The 24,159-nt window shown below is 34.5% G+C and carries 19 protein-coding genes and 2 pseudogenes; 3 read left to right on the forward strand and 18 right to left on the reverse strand.

The window, feature by feature from the left end:
* Positions 1-227: 227 nt before the first annotated feature.
* The 3 genes and pseudogenes from BKP45_RS08175 to BKP45_RS08185 all read right to left on the reverse strand — a co-directional run bounded on the left by BKP45_RS08175 (position 228) and on the right by BKP45_RS08185 (position 2,368).
* A complete protein-coding gene (locus tag BKP45_RS08175) occupies positions 228-467 on the reverse strand; it encodes a hypothetical protein (protein ID WP_071389243.1) in 240 nt (79 codons plus the stop codon).
* 365 nt (positions 468-832) lie between these two features.
* Positions 833-1,392, reverse strand: a pseudogene (locus BKP45_RS08180) (sugar O-acetyltransferase).
* Positions 1,393-1,615: 223 nt separating this feature from the next.
* Positions 1,616-2,368 (reverse strand): 5-oxoprolinase subunit PxpA, encoded by a 753-nt coding sequence (locus BKP45_RS08185; protein WP_071389244.1) that lies wholly within the window; start codon positions 2,366-2,368, stop codon positions 1,616-1,618.
* Positions 2,369-2,619: 251 nt separating this feature from the next.
* On the opposite strand from BKP45_RS08185, the gene BKP45_RS08190 reads away from it, so the two are divergent.
* Positions 2,620-3,381 carry an IclR family transcriptional regulator gene (locus BKP45_RS08190; RefSeq protein ID WP_071389245.1) on the forward strand — a complete coding sequence of 254 codons (762 nt, stop codon included), beginning with the start codon at positions 2,620-2,622 and terminating at the stop codon, positions 3,379-3,381.
* Between the two features lie 744 nt (positions 3,382-4,125).
* Here BKP45_RS08190 and BKP45_RS08195 read toward each other — a convergent pair.
* Entirely contained in the window at positions 4,126-5,130 is a 1,005-nt protein-coding gene (locus tag BKP45_RS08195; protein ID WP_071389246.1) for a 5-oxoprolinase subunit C family protein, read from the reverse strand.
* A complete protein-coding gene (gene pxpB, locus BKP45_RS08200; RefSeq protein ID WP_071389247.1) occupies positions 5,127-5,876 on the reverse strand; it encodes a 5-oxoprolinase subunit PxpB in 750 nt (249 codons plus the stop codon). Before pxpB ends, BKP45_RS08195 begins: the two co-directional genes overlap by 4 nt.
* A gap of 518 nt (positions 5,877-6,394) precedes the next feature.
* On the opposite strand from pxpB, the gene BKP45_RS08205 reads away from it, so the two are divergent.
* Positions 6,395-7,552: a serine hydrolase domain-containing protein gene (locus BKP45_RS08205; protein WP_071389248.1), complete on the forward strand. Its 1,158-nt coding sequence runs from the start codon at positions 6,395-6,397 to the stop codon at positions 7,550-7,552.
* Between the two features lie 294 nt (positions 7,553-7,846).
* On the opposite strand, the gene BKP45_RS08210 is transcribed toward BKP45_RS08205, so the two are convergent.
* From BKP45_RS08210 to BKP45_RS08245, 8 genes are all read right to left on the reverse strand, one after another.
* Positions 7,847-8,143, reverse strand: coding sequence for a zf-HC2 domain-containing protein (locus tag BKP45_RS08210; RefSeq protein WP_071389249.1), 297 nt, complete (start codon positions 8,141-8,143; stop codon positions 7,847-7,849).
* Entirely contained in the window at positions 8,133-8,657 is a 525-nt protein-coding gene (locus tag BKP45_RS08215) for a sigma-70 family RNA polymerase sigma factor (protein WP_071389250.1), read from the reverse strand. The genes BKP45_RS08210 and BKP45_RS08215 overlap by 11 nt, the downstream gene beginning before the upstream one ends.
* A complete protein-coding gene (locus BKP45_RS08220; RefSeq protein WP_071389251.1) occupies positions 8,658-8,921 on the reverse strand; it encodes a hypothetical protein in 264 nt (87 codons plus the stop codon). It abuts the gene before it with no gap.
* Positions 8,914-10,854 carry a hypothetical protein gene (locus BKP45_RS08225; protein ID WP_071389252.1) on the reverse strand — a complete coding sequence of 647 codons (1,941 nt, stop codon included), beginning with the start codon at positions 10,852-10,854 and terminating at the stop codon, positions 8,914-8,916. The genes BKP45_RS08220 and BKP45_RS08225 overlap by 8 nt, the downstream gene beginning before the upstream one ends.
* Positions 10,855-11,829: 975 nt before the next feature.
* Positions 11,830-12,372 carry a phosphodiesterase gene (yfcE, locus tag BKP45_RS08230; protein ID WP_071389253.1) on the reverse strand — a complete coding sequence of 181 codons (543 nt, stop codon included), beginning with the start codon at positions 12,370-12,372 and terminating at the stop codon, positions 11,830-11,832.
* Positions 12,373-12,955: 583 nt separating this feature from the next.
* On the reverse strand, positions 12,956-14,131 hold the full coding sequence (locus BKP45_RS08235) for a LysM peptidoglycan-binding domain-containing protein (RefSeq protein ID WP_071389254.1): 1,176 nt from the start codon (positions 14,129-14,131) through the stop codon (positions 12,956-12,958).
* A 211-nt stretch (positions 14,132-14,342) separates the two neighbouring features.
* A complete protein-coding gene (locus BKP45_RS08240) occupies positions 14,343-14,681 on the reverse strand; it encodes a hypothetical protein (protein ID WP_071389255.1) in 339 nt (112 codons plus the stop codon).
* A 185-nt stretch (positions 14,682-14,866) separates the two neighbouring features.
* The gene (locus tag BKP45_RS08245; RefSeq protein ID WP_245747412.1) at positions 14,867-16,738 is read right to left on the reverse strand and encodes an LTA synthase family protein; all 1,872 of its coding nucleotides are present in this window, start codon (positions 16,736-16,738) and stop codon (positions 14,867-14,869) included.
* A gap of 169 nt (positions 16,739-16,907) precedes the next feature.
* Here BKP45_RS08245 and BKP45_RS08250 point away from each other — a divergent pair, with 169 nt between their 5' ends.
* Positions 16,908-17,762: a VanW family protein gene (locus BKP45_RS08250; RefSeq protein ID WP_071389256.1), complete on the forward strand. Its 855-nt coding sequence runs from the start codon at positions 16,908-16,910 to the stop codon at positions 17,760-17,762.
* 96 nt (positions 17,763-17,858) lie between these two features.
* Here BKP45_RS08250 and BKP45_RS08255 read toward each other — a convergent pair.
* From BKP45_RS08255 to BKP45_RS08275, 5 genes and pseudogenes are all read right to left on the reverse strand, one after another.
* Positions 17,859-18,177: pseudogene (locus BKP45_RS08255) on the reverse strand (aldo/keto reductase); the annotation flags it as partial.
* A 143-nt stretch (positions 18,178-18,320) separates the two neighbouring features.
* Positions 18,321-20,201 carry a molecular chaperone HtpG gene (gene htpG, locus BKP45_RS08260; RefSeq protein WP_071389257.1) on the reverse strand — a complete coding sequence of 627 codons (1,881 nt, stop codon included), beginning with the start codon at positions 20,199-20,201 and terminating at the stop codon, positions 18,321-18,323.
* Positions 20,202-20,364: 163 nt separating this feature from the next.
* Entirely contained in the window at positions 20,365-21,129 is a 765-nt protein-coding gene (locus tag BKP45_RS08265; RefSeq protein ID WP_071389258.1) for a DUF3883 domain-containing protein, read from the reverse strand.
* A 105-nt stretch (positions 21,130-21,234) separates the two neighbouring features.
* On the reverse strand, positions 21,235-22,374 hold the full coding sequence (locus tag BKP45_RS08270) for a DNA adenine methylase (protein WP_084787741.1): 1,140 nt from the start codon (positions 22,372-22,374) through the stop codon (positions 21,235-21,237).
* A 185-nt stretch (positions 22,375-22,559) separates the two neighbouring features.
* Positions 22,560-23,963 (reverse strand): Na+/H+ antiporter NhaC family protein, encoded by a 1,404-nt coding sequence (locus BKP45_RS08275; protein WP_071389260.1) that lies wholly within the window; start codon positions 23,961-23,963, stop codon positions 22,560-22,562.
* Positions 23,964-24,159 lie beyond the last annotated feature (196 nt).

The following is a 24,159-nucleotide window of genomic DNA, read 5'->3' on the forward strand; positions in this document are numbered from 1 at the left end:
GAATTTATGCGCGACCAGCAAAACACATCAAAATAATCCTTACTAGCAGTATTTTTAACTATTGGTAAGGATTTTCCTTTTTTTATACTATCAGCATAAAATTTTATGGATGATAGTATAAAAAAAGCTAAGGCTTTCGCCATTAAGATTTGGCGATAAGCCTTAGCTTTTTTCTAATCTTCATGTTTGCTAACTTTAGTAACAGAAAAATCAGTAATGACTTTTCGTCACTGTCGACTTAATCTCTCAATTTCAGATTCAACTTTAAATACTCTTTTGTTTAGTACTTCTGTTTTGTCATCAACATGTTCAACAATTTTCTCTGTATAAGATCCTAAGCTATCAATTAAATTCTTCTGTAATTTTTCTTGTCCAACTTCAAGTCTAACTTGTCCCTTTTTTAGTTCTCCGATATCAGACTTTATCTCTTTTAGCTCATTTAACATTTGTTTTAATATTTCTTCCATAACACTTACCTCCGTCCTAAATAATTCACTAAAAAGATTATACCATGGGACAATCTATCCAAAAAGTATAACTATCGAAGAAAATATCAATTACAATGACCTTCGCATGTGGATGGCATTTTCAGCTTAACATCTATCTCATAACATTTTCTCCTTCTCTATTAAAAGAAAAGCGATTTTTTTACATGTCAAAATAATCCTTACTAGCAGTATTTCAACTACTAGTAAGGATTTTCCTTTTTTATACCTAATCATTTTTTATTCTTAACAAACCAAGGATGTATTACCATATGCATGGTACTCAAAACAATATCAATGTTATGGTTTATTATTTCGCGAACGTGGTTAGAACGAACCATATTAAATTATACTTCAATAGTTTTAATTACTTTAGCTGGATTACCTCCAACTACAACATTAACTGGTACATCTTTAGTAACTACTGCACCCGATGCAATGACAACATTGTTGCCTACCGTTACACCAGGGTTTATTATGGCATTTCCACCAATCCATACATTGTTTCCAATTGTAATAGGTTTTGCATATTCTTTACCTGAATTACGTTCAGTAGGATGAAGTGGATGGGTCGCGGTGTAGATTTGTACGCCTGGTGCAAGCATACAATTATCGCCAATTCGCACCTCACATACATCCAATATAGTACAGTCAAAGTTTGCATAAAAGTTTTCTCCTACGTGTGTGTTATACCCATAACAAAACGTATATTTGGCTCCATATACACGTTTTCTCCAGTTGAACCGAGTAATTCATTTAATAATTTCGTCCGCTTTTCCCCTTCAGATTCTAAAGTTTGATTATAGATCCTTACCTTACGTCTTGCTTCCTTCCGTTCCTTTACTAAAACTGGGTCAGCAGGATTATACATTTCTCCAGCAAACATTTTCTCTTTCTCCGTTCTCATTAGGCCATCTTGCTTTTTGGAATTAATAAATTTTATTCATATCATTATTAGAAATAATTTTCATAAAATCCCCTCGTTTACGGTCCACAATAGCTAAAAGCAACAATCTTTTAGAAAAGAGCGTTTCGAAAAAAATTTATTGTAATAATTCAGGATGAAAGTCGTCCTTTTTTTAAGTAAAAAGAGAGATTACTTAGTTGCTAATATCCAATGTCCACTTGTCCTATCCACCAAGCTGAATACCTTCTGCCACGAGAGATTTACGTAGTGTTTGTGTAAATTCAAGTCCTTTTGGTCCATCCCCGTGTACGCAAATCGTATCTGCTTGTATCGAAACCGTTGTCCCGTCGACCGCTTTGACGGTACCTGTTTTCACCATGGAAAGTACTTGGTCGATCGCTTTATCAGTTTCATGAATTAAGGCATTTTCATTTGTTCGCGGCGTCAACGTACCATCTGGCTGATATGTACGATCCGCAAACACCTCATTTGCTATTTTCAAACCTATTTTTGCGCCAGCTTTTGTTAATTCGCTTCCGGAAAGACCATACAAAATTAATGACGGGTCGATATCATACACAGCCTTTGCAATCGCCTCTGCTAGGATAGGATCTTTGGCCGCCATATTATATAGAGCGCCGTGCGGCTTCACATGGTTCAGCCGAACGTTATTACATTTACAAAATCCTTGTAACGCACCTATTTGATATACGACAAAATGATAAATGTCATCTGGTTCTGTTTCAATAACTCTTCTTCCAAAACCGAGTAAGTCAGGAAATCCCGGGTGCGCTCCAATACTTACTCCTTTTTTCTTGGCCATTTGTACAGCCTTAGCCATTACATTATGATCACCGGCATGGTAACCGCAAGCGATATTTGCTGAAGTAATATGTTGTAAAATCAATTCATCTTGCCCAACAACAAATGCACCAAAGCTTTCTCCTAAATCACAGTTAAGATCAATAGACTTCATCTAATCCCTTCCCCTTTCTTCTATATAAAATAATTGTGGAATCATTTGAATTAGTGTACGAACACCTAAGAATGCAGCTTCCAATACTGGTGCTACTACTCCCTTTAAAAAACTAGCTAACTAGACAATTACGAATTGATTTAGTAAAATTAGGGATAAATTTTTTCTTTTTTATTTAAAAATCATTATGAACCTAAAATCTAATTAAAATAAGAATAAACTTTGTATCTTAGGTCAAAGGAGAGTACTACGTGCAAAACAAAAATAAAACAGTCGTTAAGTCAATGAAACTCCTGGATCTTTTTCGAACAAATTGGAAACTGAGTTTAAATGAAATCGTCGAGCTTTCCGGTATACCTAAAACGTCTGTTCATCGGATGTTAGGTTCACTTGAAGATATGGGTTTACTTCATAAAGATCATGAAGGTAAGTATACGCTTGGTATGCTATTTCTTGAATTTGGACAACTAGTTGCCGACAGACTTGATATGAGGCAACTTGCCTACCCAATGATGAAAGAACTCCGTGATGAAATTGGGGAAGCAGTCAATCTAACGATGATTGATAATATGGAAGCCATCTATATTGAAAAACTAGATACGCTCCACCCAGTTCGATTATACACAAAAGTTGGCAGACGCTCTCCGCTTTATGCTGGTGCTTGCTCAAGAATTATCCTCGCTCATTTACCAGAAAGTGAAATAGAGACTTACTTAAAGGAAACCGAACTAAAACCGATCGGTATAGGAACTATTACTGACAAACAGAAACTTCGAACAGTTTTACAACAATCCAAACTAGATGGCTATACGATTAGCTATTCTGAACTTGAGGATCATACATCATCTGTAGCGGCACCGATTTTCGATTACACGAATAAAGTAGTAGGTGGCTTAAGTATAGCTGGTCCAGATGTCCGTTTTCCAAAGGAACATGTGCCACATATCATCGAAAAAGTTAAACGAACAGCAGCTGAAATATCCCAAAAGCTAGGTTATTCTAACCAAAAATAAGAGGATACTTTTTTACTGTACAACCTTTTTTGTGAAGGTTGTTTTTTGTTTTAATGTAAGAAAATTCCTTACTTAGAAACTGTCTAGCGCAAGCAGCCTACGAGCTCGGTCACTTCAGGCAAGCAACTGACTTCAATTACCTCTTGAAATCCTTCGTTGATTAACTTCATGCAGCTTTACTCCTGCGATTACTCGTCGCACAAAACACTGCTTCGAGGAAGCTTACTACGAAGCTAGTACTTGAAGACGCAGAAGCACGTGAGAAGCCAAACAGCGGCTTTGCTCTTGAGCAAGCGGAGTGGCACAGGAGCAGCTGCTCGTGACCAAGGCGCTTGCGCTTATCTCATTAATAACTTAATGAATTTCATAATTGTTTTTTCCGCTACTCTAAAACTAAATGTTGTTGGATGAAGATCGTTTCCAACAACATTTAGACTTATATAGCTCCATTTTGGTAATTATGAAATTCACTCTACTGAATTCTTAAAATTTATCCCACTCTTAAGGGGCAGTAAGATCCCCACCTAAAAAAGTAAAAAAATCAAAAAGTTTAGGTGGGGGATTAACTGCCCCTAAAGGTCCGATATAGAATAACTTTCATCAGTGATAGCTGATGATTAGTTATTCTTATGCCGTGGTATTAGTTAAACTAACAATCAGTGGGGGATGAAGGAACCCCCCACTGATTGAAGTTCAGCTTTATGATGTTTGAGCTCTACGTTAATCTTAAGCAAGACAACAAAGCTATTTTTTATTTATTTTCAAATTCAATCCTGTTTTTAACTCATTTAATTCATTTTCTCTAGATATATACAGTGCTTCTGCTTCCTCTATACTTACCTTTTTAAACCGAATTTTTTTCCCTGGTTTGAGTTGAGCTAAAGTCGGAATATCAACCGATACGACTTGACCTATTCTCGGATAACCACCAGTAGTTTGTCGATCAACAAGCAAAATAATTGGATTTCCATCTGACGGTACTTGAATTGTGCCAAGTGTAACGGCTTCAGACAACATTTCAAAACGATTAATAAGCTGTAAATCTGGTCCCGACAACCGATAGCCCATTCGATCCGATTGAGGGGTAATTGTGAATGTATCATGGTAAAATGCATTTCTACATTCTTCTGTAAAAAGATCCAAATGAGCTCCAGCTATTACTCGTATCGTGTTGATTTCGGTATCTTGTCCCATCCATTCCGTATTCACATTCCAAGATGTTGTAGAAAAATAAGGTTCTGTCAAAGAACAAATCTGTTCTATAGCTTTACTTTGTTCAGTTCGTATTTTTAATGAAACAATGTCTCCCTTTTGTAGCGCTCGTCCTTGGAAACCACCGAGATTTGCTCGAAGGTATGTACTGCAGCTACCCATAACCTCATCTACTGAAAATCCACCAGCAACTGCTAGATAAGCACGACAACCTTTTTTACATGCACCAAAATGAAGAACAGCCCCATTTCTCACTAAAACAGGTTTCCATAAAGGAACTGAAACGTTTTCGATTGAGGGAGATAAATCGCCACCAGTTATCGCAATTAAGCAATCTTGCTCAAATTTTAAAGAAGGACCTGTGACTGTCATTTCTAGGGTAGCTGTCCCTTCGTCATTCCCTACTAATAGATTGGCAATTCGCAATGCATAAGGATCCATCGCACCACTTACAATGACTCCATACTTTTGAAATCCGAACCTACCTAAATCTTGAATGGTTGTTAACAAACCAGATCGAAGTATAACAATGCTCATAGAGGTCCCTCCTTATACTCTTCAAACTCTTTTTGAGAAATAGGGACAAATTTTATGATATCTCCTGCTTGTAATAAAGAAGGTCGATCTTCTTCAGGAAGAAATAGCTGTATTGGTGTACGGCCAATTAATTGCCACCCGCCAGGAGTTGAAATGGGATATACACCCGTTTGATTTCCAGCTATCCCCACAGATCCTTTTGGAATACTTGTTCTCGGGCTTGATCGACGTGGTGTCGCTATTTTTTCAGGCATTCCACCTAAATAAGGAAATCCTGGCGCAAATCCAATCATGTAGACAGGATATTCTCCTTGTGAATGGATGTTAATGACTTCAGCTGAAGTAAGGTTATTTTGTTCGGCTACTAATTGTAAATCCGGACCAAATTCCCCACCGTAACAAACTGGTATTTCTACTACTCTCTTCATGTTGTCACTATCATCATGTGCCTGAATGACAAATTCATTCATCAAAGAGGAAACAATTTCAAAAGCAGATTTTCTATTCTTCAAAACATTATTTCCATTTGCTTCACCTTGAATGACTTGTAGAGGATCGTAGAACAACGTGACACTTGAATAAGCAGGAACCGTTTCGATAAACCCTTGAAATGAATGTTTTTCTATGTATGATACGAGTGCTTTTACTCTTTTATTTATTTTTACATCAATCTTTTTTCCAAACTCAATTACAATAGCCGTTTCACTTAGAGCATATATGTTTATTTTATCCACCGTTTCAGGCATTTCCATTCCCCCAGCAAATACATCGTTCCGTATTTCGGAATTTGAATTCCGTTTATTAAAATTACTTTAATTGCTTGTGCATAAAAATTCAATATTATTGTCAGAAAATATAACAAATATAATTGCGTGAATTTCATAACGCCAACTACTGAGCCACATCAAGCTACATCTAGTTGAGAACGGTTTAACTCAACTAGATGTAGTATCCTAGTGGCGTTTAATCTATATAATGAAATTCATTGAATTACTAAAAATTATATTTACTTCTATTATAGTCTCAACTCCAATTATTGTTCACTAACCTCATCCCTTCATATTAAATTTTTTATTAATTGACGAAAAGGTGTTGATGCAAATGGTATAATTTAGAAGATACTACTTTAAATCCACGTTCATTTAAATAAGGTTTTAAGGTATAAACCACTGTTTTCTTGTAACCATGACATTCATAAGAAACTGATTTCATGGCATGAAGTTCACGTTAATAATCCTGCTTATCAAATATGGAGGTGTTCGAAATGTTAACTAATTCACAACAAACAAAAGTATTAAGCAATACTCAAACAAAGTTACTTCAGGACCTTTTGGAGCAACTAGCGGGGATGAAAGGTGTCAGGCATGCCATTATGGCTGTAGAGAGTAGAGATGGTTCGTTTAGTTGGAGTGGAGCTAAAGGTATTGCGAAGCCTGATGGAATTCCCATAGATATCGATACGCCATTTTGGATTGCAAGTGTGACAAAACTCTACATTGCTACATCCGTCCTCAAACTACACGAAACAGATATGATTTCCATTGATGATTTTGTGATTGATTATCTACCAGAGCATCAACTAAAGGGGGTCCATGTAATCAATGGCGTAGATTATTATGATCAATTAACGATAAGACACCTTCTAAGCCATTCCTCTGGAATTCCAGACTATCTGGAGATAAAAGCCAAAGGTGAGCAAACACTAATCGATAAGGTGCTAAAAGGAAGCGACATGTCCTGGTCTATTGAGGACACGCTTCAGATTGTTCGGAAGGTGAATGCTCCGCTTTTCCCACCACAAACCTTAAGTAATATGAAATACCGGATACGTTATTCAGACACCAACTTTCAAATGCTGATTGCCATCATTGAAACGGTAACGAAAAAATCCATAGAAGACGCGTTTAAGGATATGCTTTTTCAACCATTGAATTTAATAAACACATTTCATCCTGGATCTAAACCACCGGAAGAGGTGGGACCTGTTGCAACGGTTTGGGTTCAAGACACACCATTTGATAACAAGCCACAGGCAATGCGATCTTTTGGCGATCTCAATAGTACAATAAAAGATTTGATTATCTTTATGAGGGCGCTACTCAATGGTAAAGTGTTTGAGAAGCCAGAAACTTTAAATTTAATGCTTGCTGGGTGGCAAACGTTTGGGTTGACCCTTAGCCCATTAGCACCTGGATGGCCTATCCAGTATGGGCTCGGAATGATGCGTTTTAAAATGCCTCGTCTTTTTACGCCGTTCCACCCAATGCCTGAATTAATAGGACATACGGGAGCTGTTGGATCCTGGCTCTTTTATTGTCCAAGACTGGATCTAATTACTGCTGGAACTGTGAGCCAAGTAACAGCGGCGGCTGCCCCTTTTAAAATTATACCTAAGCTTCTTCGGATACTGGAAGATACCTAGACTTAGCTATAGACGACTGTGATAAATTCAATAGTAGTGATGCATCTTTAGATCGTCTCTATGGCTTTTAGGATTAAAGCCTATCAATCTCTGCACTGAGATTGATAGGCTGAAGAATCATAGGAATGAGAAAAAAGTTTGTATCATCATTTTTTTCCTTTTTAACGTGGTGATATAGGTTTTAGTTGGATATTGAAATATACTTTATTTCACCTTAATCTGAAGCCGATAACCTACGTTTGGCTATCAGCTCTGTTAACATAATAAATCAAATAGTGTCTTCGACGAATCCAATTATTTAATAAGTGCCATAAGTATGACAATCGTTATATATACAAAGAAAAACAATCCAGCACCCTTCAAAATTAGGCGACCATAGTATCTTTTCCAGAGTTCATTATTCTTAACTTGGGATTCTGTTGTTACTGGTTGATCTATTACTTTTATTTCAATTGGTGATTTCATCAGCTCGTATAACTCGCGGCAGTTAGAACAACCTTCCAAATGGTCCGCTACAACTTTATTTGTATTTTGTGAGCAGTCACCTTCTATATAAAGTGGCAACAAATCTCTAATTAAGCTACACTTCATATTTATCATCCTCAGTTCTACTAAAATGCATACGAAGTTCAAGTTTTGCTCGGTGTAAATTTGTTTTTACCTTCGAAAGCTTCCACCCCAAAATTTCAGCAATTTCGTCATATGATAATTGTTGGTATTCACGTAAAATCAATACTGTTTGATAATCCTCTTTTAATGAATCAATGGCTGCCAAAAGTAGCGCTTGTTCCGCCTTTTGATCTACGACTTCTTCTGGATTTTTGTATGTTTTTTGTTCTAGTGAGAATATTTTTTCAATCGGGTGATTATGGTATTTGGATTCACGACGATACCAGTTTATGAATGTATGATGAGCGATTGTATAAAGCCATGTTCTTACACTTGAGTTTCCTTTAAAGGAAGCTAACCCATTAAATGCTTTTAAAAAAGTGTCCTGGGCAAGATCTTGAGCTAGCTCTTTTTGTCTTGTTCGTTGTAGTAAATACCTAAATATCTCTTCATAATAAAGGGAATATAAATCCTCTAACGTTCTCCAATTACTCATTTACCACAAGTACCAGATGGACATCCAAATGGCAAGAAAAAAGAAAATACTGTATAACGACATCGTCATAATACGAATGCCCCAAATTTTCTCGCTGTCCTCATGAAGGGATAAATTTCCTTCACTGACCTTTCTGTTTTTTTGACAATCAGCACATGTAGTCTCATGCTCCATCATCCATTGTTTCGTTTCATCTTCAACTTCCTCTTCTCTATACAATTCATACAAATCTTGAAATATTGCACACTCATCTTTTTTATTCATAGAGAGAGACCCACTCTTTCGTTTCAATGTCTACTAAGTAGAGACGATGCTCTGCCTTTTTATACGGCTGGATCACAAGTAACCAAGCCAATCTCATTTCATCATTTTCATCTATTACATGAGTTAACCTCGCTCTTGAGGCATAAGGAATAAAATCTATTGAACTTGCAACAGCCTTATATGCTTCCTTATTTGTGGCAACAGTCACTTTTGTGCTTGGTTGATGACGATAATCGACGTTTTTGGAGTAGGTAAAAAGCGGTTCATCATTTGAATAGCTAAATTCATGGACAAAGGAAAGTTTCTTTTCTTCTGGGCTTCTATCTTTTTCTCTCCACTTCCAAAAGTTAGAAATACCTTCTCGCTCCCAATTATCGATTTGAATGTTTTTACTAGTTAATACTTGGTTTTCTAACTCTTGCAAATGAATTGTTTCATAATTAGCCAGCTCGCCACTAAAATACAAGATTTCTCCCGAACGACCATCCAGATGGATCGTATGTTGATTTACTGTAGTAATATTAATCTCAATCGTCCTGTTACTATACCCATACGTTACATTTTCAACTACGTAGCCAGGTACCTCTTCTCCTAACATTTCGTACCATTGATGCAGGATTAATTCAATGCCTTCAGATGTTATGAAAATATCTTTAAGCGTTTCAACAGGATATAAGTTGTATCGTTCATGAAATTGCATTAGAGATTCCTTTTCCCAAGAAAAAGAAGTGTTCATCCATCCATCTAACACAGAACCATCGGAATACTTAGGTACCATCTCAACATGAACGCGACTTTCTTCTTCCGTTACAGTCGTGTAAATTTGATCATCCTCTATCAATGTTCTCCCCATTTGTTCTAACAATTGCTTTGAAAGAGCAACATATTCCTCAACAGAAAGGGTTTTGCCTTCTGGTTCGGTCTGGCGATGTACATTCATAACAACTCCAGAAACCCCATCAATATCAACCGAATAATTTTTTGACCTTAGCCAATATCGATTATGGAAATCTTGTGTTTCAGGCTGACGGAATGAAAAATGCCCATCTTTTGTAATTTTCGTAGCTAACGTTTTGGCTTCTTCTAATTGCATTAAATTGGTTGTTTCAAAGTAACGTAATCTTAATTCCGCATCAGTGTTAGCAAGGGCCACATCAGCCGCATTATAAAGTGGGTTGCTTAAGGCTAGAAAAAGAATTGCCATCGTTAACTGAAACGGCTGTTTTAACTTTTGGAGTAACAGAAACTTATTTCTTTTAATAAGGTGATACGTCATTAATAATCCTAAGAAAAAAATGAGATTTGACACTTCCATCAAATCCACTATACCAGTAATGTAAAATAATATTAAGCAAATTCCTATGATTAAATAAAATGGAATAATGGTTTCCAAGCGAAACTCCCAGTAGTTTTGGAAAAATAAATACAGACTTGCTCCAATGATAGTAAACATAATGAGAAATCCGATCACATCAGCAAGAATTAATTCCCCTTTAATCGCAAAAAAGAAAAAACTAGTTAGTAACTGTAATGCTGGTAGCGCCATTACGGCAATATCAAAAGTATAAAAGATACCTTGATTCTTTTTTTGCTTTAGAGTAACGATATAGTAAAAACCGACGACAATGATATAGCCAAAAAACAAAAAGTGGAGAAACTGTCGTAAAGACGGTTGCCTATCGTAATAAACAGTCGTAATTTCCGTTATACTAGCTTGATGGAGCATTTCAATAGATAAACCGATTAGCAACACTATGCGTACAGCAAACCCAACATATATAGGCGCTCTTGCATCATCCCAATTCCTTATAAAAAATGTAACTAAACCATAGACTGCTAATGCCGTTAACGTCCACTGAATAATAATTTTGCTAAAATGACTTAATAAAAAAAAGTTCTCAATATGTAAGACAAACCTACTAATGATCTCCATTACTTTACACCCTTCTCTTATTTTCTATGAGCTCACACTATATAGACAATCGCAAAGGAAAAAAGTTTCATAAATCAAAGAATTTCATAATAAAGATTAAACGCCATTAGGATCCTACATCAAGTTGAGTTAAACCGTTCTCAACTTGATGTAGCTTGATGTGGCTATTTTAATGGCATTATGAAATTCACTCAAATCAAGAAAAGCGCAAGCGCCTTGGTCACGAGCAGCTGCTCCTGTGCCACTCCGTTTGCTCGTCGCAAAACAGCTTCGAAGTAATCCAAGTAGTAGCCTTCACTGGGGCGGCCTTTGACAAAAGCAGCTCTTTGGCTTCTTACGTGCTTCTGCGTCTTCAAGTACTGCTTCGTAGTAGCTTCCTCGAAGCAGTGTTTTGTGCGACGAGTAATCGCAGGAGTAAAGCTGCATGAAGTTAATCAACGAAGGATTTCAAGAGGTAATTGAAGTCAGTTGCTTGCCTGAAGTGACCGAGCTCGTAGGCTGCTTGCGCTAGACAGTTTCCAAGTTAGAAATTTATAAATTCTGATTATGTAAAAAAACCTAAAGATGAAAACTTTCAACAGACTTAACTCAACTTTTTACCCATTTTTTTTGAAGGGCTTTTTGTACACAAAAAGCGATAACCATTAGTAAGCTATCGCACCTTTATCTATAAAACTATATTTCAATCAGTGGGGGTTTTTCTTTACTCCCCCACTGATTGTTAGTTTAACTTTTACCACAGGCATAAGAGTTAAATGGTCTATTTTATGTCTTTTTTGTTTCGAAGCAAGTCTACATTTCCACAATTTGTATTTCTACTGTTCTGTGGTTCAAGCAAGAGAACTCGTTCTAGCTTCGCTAGAACATCGAAAACTCAGATGGAGTCTCAACTCCACCTGAATGGAAGTTCCCACCTACGCTACGCTTAGAGGTGGGGGGTCTATGACTCTTAAGTTCAAATCAGTTTGATCAACTTTACAATTTTAACGTCACTATTAAAGATTGTCTGTCAAGATCCCAAATTTCAATTTGTCCATTTTCATAAAACGCAAATGATTTTGTACCGTCTTTTGGAATAGTCGTACTTCCAGGATTGAGTACGATTATTCCGTCTTGTTCTTTCAGTACTTTGACATGCGTATGGCCAGATACAACAACCTGACAACCGAACTCTTTTGCTTTCTGTATTCTCTCTTCTTCCGTCTCTTCATATCCATGTACGAGATAAAATCTATAGTTGTCGAAGGTTATTACCCTCGATTTATAGGAAAGGTCTTGCTCTAATACTGCCTCGTCTACATCCGCATCACAATTTCCACGGACATACATAATATCTGTACGCCCCTTGAGTAATTCGGTTAATTTTTTTGGATTATAAGTTTGCGGAATATCGTTTCGCGGACCATGATAAAGGACATCCCCCAAATGGCAAATTTGATCAGAGTCATTAAGAAGTTTTAGAGCTTGTACTACATTTTCATAACCGCCATGCGTATCACTAATAAATCCCAATTTCATATCAACATTCCCTCCATGCTCGAGATTTTATTTATGTAAACAAGCTTCACGACTGTCTCTTAACCTAGATTGAATACTGATTGAAGCTTGCTGTTATAACAGTGTTCACCTTTTTTCCTCATCTTTACATTAACTAACTATGAAAATTAATTCAATACTTCATTAAAGTTCTCTCAAGGAATACTTATCGTGTGTTGCCTAATATCCCTTCTCTATTGTAACTTTGACCAAAGTTCAACTACAATATCTTTCGTTGGGAAAATTATAAAAAATGAGATCGTGGTGTAAAATAGTTGACGCAAACTGTCAACGTTCTTATCTCCCTCATTGCTATGTAGGGTGATTTTTTGTTTTCAAGATGCCCTTCTGAAAAAAAAAATTCTGATTTCCTGCGCTATTCCTTTTGAGATTCTAGTTACATACTCTACTACTATGACTTGACATTCATTTTGTGTAAAAAAAACCCAAAGTCTTTGGCTGAGACGATGACTTTGGGTGAGCACTTTTTAAATATTTTGTAGCAAAGCGACTTTATCGCTTTAAAGCATCGGGGGTCAGACCCCCAAAAAACTCGGAAACCTTCTTAAAATGCAAAAACATGATTACCAATAATCGTCGATACAGTTCTACTCCTCACCCAAGTATCACCTGTCTTACTTGGATTATAAAAATATAATGAACCATTGGTAGGGTCTTCACCATTCAAGGCTCTTTTTGCGGCATCATAATTAGTGGAATTCGGTTGTGCCATATCTAGTGCCCCATTTCCAGCTGGACTAAACTGATAGTGTCCATGACTTCTTTCAAAAATTACTTCCTTCACATTGTTTGGGAATTGATTACTTTTTACGCGGTTTAAGATTACCGCTCCAACAGCGATTTGTCCGTTTAATGACTCTCCCCTAGCTTCGGCATAAATTATACGTGCAAGCCATTCTAATTCTTCTTGATTTATATTATTTCCTACCTCTGTCGACGGAGCAGTCCTTACTACAGAACTACTAGGAATAGCTAGTACTTGTCCTACTTGTAAAAAATCAGACGTTAATTGATTCGTAATTTTGATTGCTTCAACGGTTGTACCATAAGTATTTGCAATTTTCCATAACGAATCACCAGCTGCTACACGATGTGTTCCTTCAGTTTGTTCCGGCTGTTGAATTGTTGATGAGTTATTATTAGTTGATATGACTAACGTTTGGCCTATTCGTAAGAAATCTGTCGTTAAATTGTTACTGTTTTTAATGGCGTCAACGGTTGTGCCATTTCTTTTAGCTATGTGTGATAACGTGTCACCAGCAACAACAACGTATGTACTATTTTGTATATTTCCAGATGGAATAGTTAATGTTTGACCAACTCTAATTAAGTCTGTTGTTAAATTATTTTGTAGTTTGATTGCATTAACAGTTGTACCAAATCGTTGAGCTATTTCTGAGAGCGTATCTCCAGCCACTACTTGATACGTTGTAGAAATAGTTTGTTGTACATTTGCTGATGCTTCCGCTTTTGTTGTAGGACTAAAAAAACCAATAGTTGTAACTAATAATGCGCCAGCCATAACTTTTATAGCTTTTACTTTTAAATTAGGAAACTGTTTTTTAGTATAACGAACGGCCTCTTCTTCAATAGTTTGTTTATTAGCATGCTGTATGGATCCAAGTTCATCTGCAAACTCCATCATATTTTCATTTAGAAATAAAATGATTTCTATACCATTATTCGTTTTATTTAATCGATAATGAGTAAATGACTGCATATACTTCACTCCTTTGCAGTTAATATCCCCAAGAAAACATTTTTTAGGAATTAAAAGCAAAGGAATTGTATCTTTTTATTCTCCGTACTTATTAGGTACCAGGCGATATTGGTTAATCGTTTACAAATTCATAATAAGTGCGTTAGTGTGCAGTAGCTAAACAGGTTACCGACTTTATTAAATTTCGTTAAAAAACACTAAGGGTTTCCCCTTAGTGTTCGTTTACAGAAGATTCCTCTTCTTCATTATTCGCAAAATCATACCAATCATCTAAAACTTTAGCATCAAGTACTTTCTTTTCAACATAATCAATTTGCTTTTCAGTAAATGAATCATCCCACTTTACATCAAGCTCTTTAGAAAGTTTAATAATAGTTAATAATTCTTGCCATGCCACATATCGCTTATACCAGAAAAATTGCGGATGTTCACTCATATATGGATATAAAGTATCAAATTCAGTATATTTACAATCGATGGTGCGTTCAAACTGGTTCTTAGCTTCTATAACTCTTTCTTGAAAAAATGCCTTAAGATCTACACTACTCATTTCTCTACTTCCCTCCAATATTTGAACTAGTACGTTTTTTTAATAGTATTAATAATCATAGTAACATCATCAAGTTTACCATAAATGCTTTCTTTTTTGCAGTAAAATAACTTGGGAATTTCAAGTAAGGCTTATATCATTCACCAGATTGTTAAAAATATCCATTAACAAACTGATGATTTGTACTATTCTTTGACCAAAAGTCGATTTTCTTTAAAGCGAAAAAGATCACGATAAATAATTTTATCAGAAAAATAAAGTTCCCATGCACCTCGTTCACGATTTGGTTCACAAAGCTCCAAAGGAATTTTTTCACCATTTTTATAATTTAAACAGGTTTCATTTATAAAAATATTTTCTTCAGTGACCACTGTTCCATTCCGCAATACCGCAAACCCCTTTCTGTCTTTTGAGAACAAATCATTACCGAACATCGTATGGTCTCTTTCAGGGATGCCTAACAAATTTAACAATGTTGGCATAACATCAATTTGACCTGAAATTGTATCAAGTACTTCTCCTTTAATTCCTGGGATGTGTATGATAAGAGGTACTCTATTTAATTTTACTTCTTCATATAAATCAATCTCTTTATCTAAAAATCTAGCAAGTTGTTCGTAATGCGTATTGGCAATTCCGTAATGATCACCATACATAACTAGCATTGTATTTTCATAAAGACCTGCTTCTTTAAGCTTTTCAACCAGAACTCTTATCGCTTCATCCGTATATCGAACAGTAGGAAAATATTGATTTAAGATTATACTTTCAGAATCAAAAGGTTCGATCAAATGATCTTCTTCATCTAGGTGAAATGGAAAATGATTCGTTAACGTAATAATTGTACTATAGAACGGCTCATGAAATTTGGTGATATAATTCATCGATTGTTCCACAAAATCTATATCTTTTAAACCCCAACCAACAGAATTTCTAATTGAAATATTATAATCACTAAAAGAAAAGTATTTGTCGTATCCTAGATTCGGATACATAACATCACGATTGTAAAAAGTTTTATCATTGGCATGTAATACTGAATTAAAATACCCATATTGTGACAATGTTTCTGGCAAAGCCTGGTACTCATTTGTATCATGAGTTAAGAATACAGCTCCTCTCCCCAAAGGATATAAAGAGTTATTAATTAAAAATTCCGCATCCGATGTTTTGCCTTGCCCTGTTTGATAATAAAAATTCTCAAAATAAAAGCTATCATCGATCAGTTCGTTTAAAAAAGGGGTAATTTCCTCACCATATAACGTTTCTCCAATAACGAAACTTTCAACTGATTCTAATGATACAACGATCACATTCATATCTTTAGCAATACCAAACATATCAGGGTTAGGGGATACGCGATATTCATTTAGATGTTTTTCAATTCTTGACCAATCATCTTCATTAGAAAAGACAGGTTGTGCATTTGTCTGAGTATGTACAAACATGTCATAAACATAAAAACTATAGAGCCCAATTGTTCTAACAAGCTGATCACGATTAAAAAAATGTGTTTTTTCTAGAACGTTGCCCAGGGAGATCACAATCGTCATAATGATGATTGTAGTAAATACATATCCTTTTGTTTGTTGAAAAAATATTTTTTGAACATTAAAACAATTTGTTTTTTTCATCAATAGATACACAATCAAAATTAAGTCAAAAAAATAAATAATATCGTACCATTTAACTAAAGCAAAAATACTAGTGCTTAAATCCCCCATGTTTGCGCTCATTGAAAGCATTGGCAAAGTTATAATATCTGTAAATTCTCGATAGTAAACAACGTTTGCATATAAAATAATTGTCAACAAACAATGTAAAAATAAATAATATCGATTTTGCCACTTTACATTAAGATATATTCCAAGACCATATGTCATAATTAAAAAGCCTAATGTACTTCCTAGAAAAAATAGGACTTCAAATATTCTGGCAATATGCAGTTGGAATATCAGTGTAGAAACAACAAACGTTTTTAGCCAGGTAATCATAATAAAAAATAAAATAGATCTGTGATTTTTATAAAATGTTTTTATACTGCCCGCTTCTCCCAATAATGACACCCCATATAACTAGTATTAACCTATTTTAATATAATTGAGGTTGTTTTAACAAATAATTGCCATTTTTAAATTGGAGATATTTTTTGTCAAAACTCAATTTTTTTTAAGCGACTATTTTAAGATCTTCCTACTCATAATATACACTAGGAGGATTTTAAAAATGAGATTTTCATTATTACTCGTATTTTTCGTTTTAGCTCAACTAACAAATGTAAATGAAGCTAGTCTTACCTTAACATTAAACGGTGAAACAATCGGAAACGTAAGTAAAAGCGATTTTTTTTCTAATTTAGGAGAACCGGTCATTGATATTGGAAAATCGAATGATTTTATCGAAAAATTAGATAAGCAAATTTATTATCATCCGATAAACGCTTATATTAATAAGGAAGGAAAAATCATTCCAGAACAACTCGGTTACAAACTAGATCAAGAAAAATTTATACAGCTATTTTTTAACTACTTACTAGGTAATTCTCCATCACAAATTGAAATACCTACGATTCCTCTTTATCCAAAAGTAGATAGTGAATTACTAGCTAATATCCGTGTAAAACCAATTGGGCATTTTGTTACATATTTTAATAAAAGAAACAAATCCCGTGCCCATAATATTAACCTTGCAGTTGAAGCAATAAATAACCATGTTGTATTTCCTGGTGAGGTGTTTTCTTTTAATGAAGTTGTTGGAAAACGAACATATGAAAAAGGCTATTTACCAGGACCCGTCATTATTCGCGGGAGGGTATTTCTAGATTTTGGTGGAGGCATCTGTCAAGTATCCTCTACATTATTTAATGCCGTTGATCGTGCTGGGGTTGAAATAGTAGAGCGTTACTCTCATAGTAAGCGTGTACCTTATGTTCCACCCGGGCGTGATGCTACAGTAAGTTGGTATGGTCCTGACTTTTCTTTTAAAAATATTCACAATCAACCTATTTTAATTTGTGCTCATATATATGGAAATATGGTAAGCATAAATATTTACTCTTCTGAAGTCATTAACTACAAATGAATATTTACTGAGCTTAAGAAAATAATTCTTAAGCTCAGTTTTAATCAAACTGATTTGTTCTTAAGGGTCAAAGAACCCCCACCTACTTTCTGAAACTTGGCCTACTTTAAATTTACCTGTAAGAACACCTTGGGCTAATGGGGAGAAGACAACTTGACCGACACCATTTTTTTCACTTACTGGTAAAACTTCTTTTTCAATATTGCGCTTAAACATTTTGTATTGAGGTTAATTCACCACAATACGATCTAATTAATATGCGTCTATCTGCAATCTTAATGTCTTCATCAATTTGCGCTGCACTCCATTCACATACTCCCGCATACAAAACTTTACCTTAACGAATTAAATCATCAATTGCACGTAACGTTTCCTCTAACGGAGTTTCAACGTCATAGCGATGGCAATAAAAAATTAGAGCTTATAACGGAATGTCGGCCTCAAGAAACCTTATATATGTTATTTAAAATAACTGAAACACTGTCCCTGAAATTTTAAAACACAGAAAAAAGAGGTTACAAAGTATAAAGTAACCTCTTTTTTCTGTAATAATTTTTTTTATATCATTACTTTACAAATATCATTTGTAAAGTCAACTGGATCTTCAATTGGTAAGCCTTCAATGAGTAAAGCTTGGTTATACAGTAAGTTTGTAAATAAACTTAGTTTTTCTTTATCATTATTAAATGCAACTTTTAAAGATTGGAAAACCTCATGGTTACTGTTAATTTCTAATACTTTATCAGCTTTAATATTTTGATTATCAGGCATTGCACTTAAGATTTTTTCCATTTCAATCGTTACTTCGCCATCTGTAGATAAACAAACTGGATGAGTTTTTAACCTTTTAGAGATACGAACATCCTTCACTTTATTTGAAAGGATATTTTTCATATACTCAAACAGTTCTTTGTTCTCAAATTGTTCGTTATCTTTTTCTGTTTGAGTATCTTCTTCATCGATACCTAAATCTCCACTAGATACAGATTTAAATTCTTTTTCTTTATAGTTCATCAACATTTTGATTGCAAATTCATCAATATCATCGGTGAAATATAAGATTTCATAACCTTTTTCTGCGACAATCTCTGTTTGTGGTAGCTTTTCAATTCTTTCATTCGATTCACCAGACGCATAATAAATATATTTTTGATCTTCAGGCATTCTTGAAACATACTCATTTAACGTAACAAGTTTCTTCTCTTTTGATGAATAGAACATTAGTAAATCTTTTAAATCTTCTTTGTTTGCTCCAAAGTCATTATAAACCCCGAACTTTAACTGACGACCAAAGGAGTTATAAAACTTTTCATACTTTTCACGTTCATCTTTTAACAAGCTTTGTAATTGACTCTTAATTTTATTCTTAATATTTTTCGCAATAAGCTTTAGTTGGCGATCGTGTTGTAATATCTCTCTTGAAATATTTAAAGATAAATCTTCAGAATCAACCATACCTTTTACAAAGCTAAAGTAGTCTGGTAGTAAATCTGAGCACTTATTCATGATGAGTACTCCATTTGAATATAATTCTAATCCCTTTTCATATTCCTTTGAATAATAGTCGAACGGAATATTTTCTGGAATAAACAAAATCGCATTATATCTAACTGCCCCATCAACATTTAGGTGAAGGTGTGTTAACGGCTTATCATAACCATAATGCTTTTCAGTATAGAAGTTCTCATAATCTTCAGTTGTCAATTCATTTTTGTTTTTTCTCCAAATCGGAACCATACTGTTAATAATTTGCTCTTCTTGGTACTCCTCAAATTCCGTCTCGCTATCTTCTTTTGGTTTACTAGTTGTTACATCCATTTTAATTGGGTATCGAATGAAATCAGAATACTTTTTAATAATCCCTCTTAAACGATACTCTTCAAGATATTCATCAAATGTTTCTTCTTCTGTATTTTCTTTTATTGTAAGCGTGATTTCAGTACCAACAGAATCTTTTTCAACTGGCTCAATTGTATAGCCTTCTGCACCTTCAGATTCCCATTTGTAAGCTTCATTACTGCCAACTGCTTTACTTACAACCGTCACTTTGTCTGCAACCATAAATGCTGAATAAAAACCAACACCGAATTGACCAATAATATCGTGACCATCTTTTGCTTCGTTTTCTTTTTTAAAAGCAAGAGAACCACTTTTAGCAATTATTCCCAGGTTATTCTCGAGATCTTCTTTCGTCATTCCGATCCCTGTATCAGTGATAGATAAAATTCTATTTTCTTTATCAGCTGAAACTTTTATGTAATAATTTTCTTTTTCAAAACTTATCGAATCGTCTGTTAATGCTTTATAGTACATTTTATCAATAGCATCACTCGAGTTAGAAATTAACTCCCGTAGAAAGATTTCTTTTTGAGAATAAATAGAGTTAACCATCATTTCTAATAACCTTTTAGATTCAGCTTTAAATTCTTTTTTTACCATGAAACTTTCTCCCCTTTCAATAGTAACAAAAACGTTTTTTTAGTTAGCACTCAAGCAAACCGAGTGCTAACCCTCTTTTTATTTACCATATATTAAAATTCATGTCAACAAAAATCCATGCATATAATATCTATATTTAAATTGAGGAGAATTGAATTCATAGTTATTCTTCTTTCACTGTAACTTTATAAGCAATTGGTGTTACGTTCATTTTATCGAAAAATTCTTTACCAGAAATTCTATACATGTCGGCCTGTCCTGTTTGTTCATTAAAATTGTATACTCTAACAATTTCCGCGTCTTCTTTGTACACTTCTAAGAACGATTTTTCGTTAGCAGATAAATAAAATGGTGTGTATTTCGGTCCAGTTGTTGTTTTTACTTCGAGAAATTTAGGTTTTCCAGATCGATCGTATGATAAGATATCGTACCCTGCCCCATCTCCTTCTTCTACCGCTACATGAATTACCTTGTCACTGAGTTCAGTAGGTAACCTTTCTTTTTCATATTGAAGAACATACTCTTCGCCCTTTTGCCCTAACACTTTATTTCTAGCATTAATCTCGTCAAAGTCCACTATTTTAGCTCGGAAATTACGTTTTTTTCTTTTTCGTTCTTGAACTTCTTGTGTTTCAACTTCATCGATTTGAGTTTTAGACAATGATTTAGAACGTAAAACACCATTTCTACCCACCTTCTGATATTCACAATACTTTAACAACTCATTGTTTTCTCGATGTGAAACCATATTCCGAACTTTTTGGTCAAATTTAGTGTCTGTTCTATTTTTATTTTTTCCTAAATCATTTCCAGTTGGGTTCATTTCCTCAAATAATGCTTCTTTCAACTCGGTTGTCGTCATAGCCCCTGATTCTTCCAATAGTTTTATTGCAACTGCAATTATTTCTTTTTCACTATAATTACTCATTCGCAAACCACCTTTATCTATGGAAAATTTATTTCTTAAATGAAGAAGTTAAGTGCTCTTAAGGTACTGAGTGATTAGCGTAACAAATACAATGAAAGTAGAACATTAATGTCCTACTTCATAATTTGTAATAATGATATGCTCAACCTTTTTATCATTACGATCCATAAAACTAACACTATATGACTTGTCAAACCCAATAATATTTATTCCTGGTTGGTTATAAAGCTGATAAATGAAATCAGTATTCTTTATTATTACCATAAATTTACTACCGCAACGATTGAGTAAAAAATCAGCAAGCCTTATCTGGTCATCACTTGCAAAAGAATGATTCGCATAAGTGGAAAAGTCACTGTCATATGGTGGATCTAAGAAAATGAAATCATCTTCATGAAGGGGAATTGCTTCAAAAAAATGTTCAAAATCTAAATTGAAAATAGATGCGTTTTGTAAAACATTATGGAGTTCATTAGTCCATAAATACTCAATCTTATTAATAAAAGCTTTGCTATTATAAGAAGCACCACCATACGGAACATTAAAACCACCACTTTGGTTATAACGAAACATTGACGAATAACAAAATTCCCTTAGGTAGAAAAATAGAGCAATGTGCATTTCTCTATTTATTTGATATTGCTCTCTTTGATTATAAAGAAAACGATAATACGTATAAATACTCGCACGGATACTTGCTTCAAAATTTTTCCGATAATCTTCTTCAGGTAAATCCCCTTTTTTCCCTTCATTGTTTTTTGTATTGGTCATTTTAGAGGCAATAGATGTTTTGAGTTCTCTAATTAAACGGTGAGAATTAAGATTAAGGCTATGAGGAACTACACACAAAATATCATCAAAATTTCCTTCAACGAATTCGCTAACTTCTTCCTTTAATTGTTCTTTCGTTACCTGTTCGCTTTTGTAACGTCCATATAAATCTCTTAACACTTCATAATGACGATCAGAGAAGGTTCCGAAATAACACCATAATTCCCAAATATCAAGTAAGTAAGAACGAAATAACTCATTTCTATCCTTAATAAATAAATATAAAGAAATAAGTTCATCTGAAAAGTCATTAACAAAAGCTTGTTGATATCTATCTTTATCTAATGAAAAAAAACAAGCTCCTCCTCCTAAGAAAGGTTCAATATAATTATTTATGCTTCTCGGCATATACTGATGTATTATTTCAAGCTCAGCTGTTTTACCACCTGGCCATTTAACAAACGGCTTTACCAAATCTGTACTCCCCCTGCTAGTAATCTGTGTATCATTATAGCATGAAAAATAGTATATAATACAATTTAATAGCTATTTAGTTGATGATAAAGCTCTTTAATAAAATAAAGGTCAAGAGTACTATTAATTCGAACTCTTGACCTTTTGAATAAATAATAATTTTCAAATTTCATACACCAACCACACTATAAAAAGAAAGAAAAACCAGTATACAAAATAACGGAAATGGATGCTGCAATCAGTGCCGGCTTCAATTTAAATTTTGCATACTCCATGACAGGGATGTCTAATATTTTTGCAATTGTATTTGTATCATCACTAAGTGGCGATGCAAATGCTCCAAATGATCCACTTGCAAATACTGCCCCGATGATTAATGGTAATGATACATCAGCCGTAAGAGACAGCGAAACACCTAAAGGCATTAATATCCCCCATGTACCCCATGCTGATCCTATAAAATAGGATACTAATGCACCAAATACGAATAACATAGGTGTAATAAACATGTCAGGAATCCAATCTGTATAAGCAGTGACAAATTCTGAAAAACCTAAATCATCAGTAACTGATGATAAGCCCCAAACGACTGATAATAACACGATGACAGGCATTAGATCATTTCCACCTTCAATAAAGCTAAGAATTATATCATTTAATTTAAAGCGCTGTAGTAATAACAATGGAATTGTAATAAAAATAGTAATTAAAAGAGCAACAACCATAGCTTGCAACACATCTGCCTGGATAAATGCTTGAAAGAACGTTACGCCTCCTGTGCTTCCATCCCACCAAGTTAAAAATAACGTTAATGTAATAACTAAAATTATCGGAATAACTAGATTCCATGGCTTTGAAGGAAATTCCTTTGATACAGCAGGATGACAGTCATGCCAATCATCTTCCTGTTTGTCATCATCGATATCAATGGGAGCATCTGTATGAGACGGGTGGAAAAAACTTAAGTACACCCCTAAAATAATCATGACGATTGCAAAAAAATTAAACGGAATACTTTGAATGAATAAATCGTATGGATCCAATGTTCCACCCTCATTTTGAATAGAGATGTGAATAATAGAAACCATATATCCAACAAAAGCAGTAGCTACCGGAATTAACACGATTATGGGGGTTGCTGTTGTTTCAATAACAAATCCTAGTTCTTTTGTAGACATTTTTACCTTCTTTAATAGTGCTTTCATAATTGGGGTTATAGTCACGAAACGAAATGTAGGTGCACTAAATGTTCCAATTGTTGATATATATGTTAGAAGCAATGCTTGCTTTTTTGTCGTAATTTTTTCTGCTGCATTTTCCACAAAACCTCTAATTCCTCCACTCGTTTTAATGATTCCGACAAGGCCAGAAAATGCATACAAAAAAACAATGATTTTAATATTGTTGTGATCAACCAATGCTTGTACGACATAAGTTAACATCGTTTGAACTCCACCTAGTAAAGTAGGTGAGATTAAATAAGAGCCTACGATTAACCCTAATAGTAGCCCCGGTAAAACTTCTTTTGTATAAATCGCAATCGGTATAACAACTAAAAACGGGACGATTGACAGCCAATTTACTTCCATTTGAATTCTCCTCACTATAAAGCTCTTTTTCATAGTTTGATTTCGATATATAAAAATATGTAAGAAATATTGCACGCAAACGATATTTAATCAAACTGATTTGTACTTAATGGGCAGACGCCCACCTCTAAGCGTAGCGTAGGTGGGTACTTCCATTCAGGTCGAGTTGAGACTCCATCTGAATTTCCGATGTTTT

It is taken from the genome of Anaerobacillus alkalidiazotrophicus (assembly GCF_001866055.1).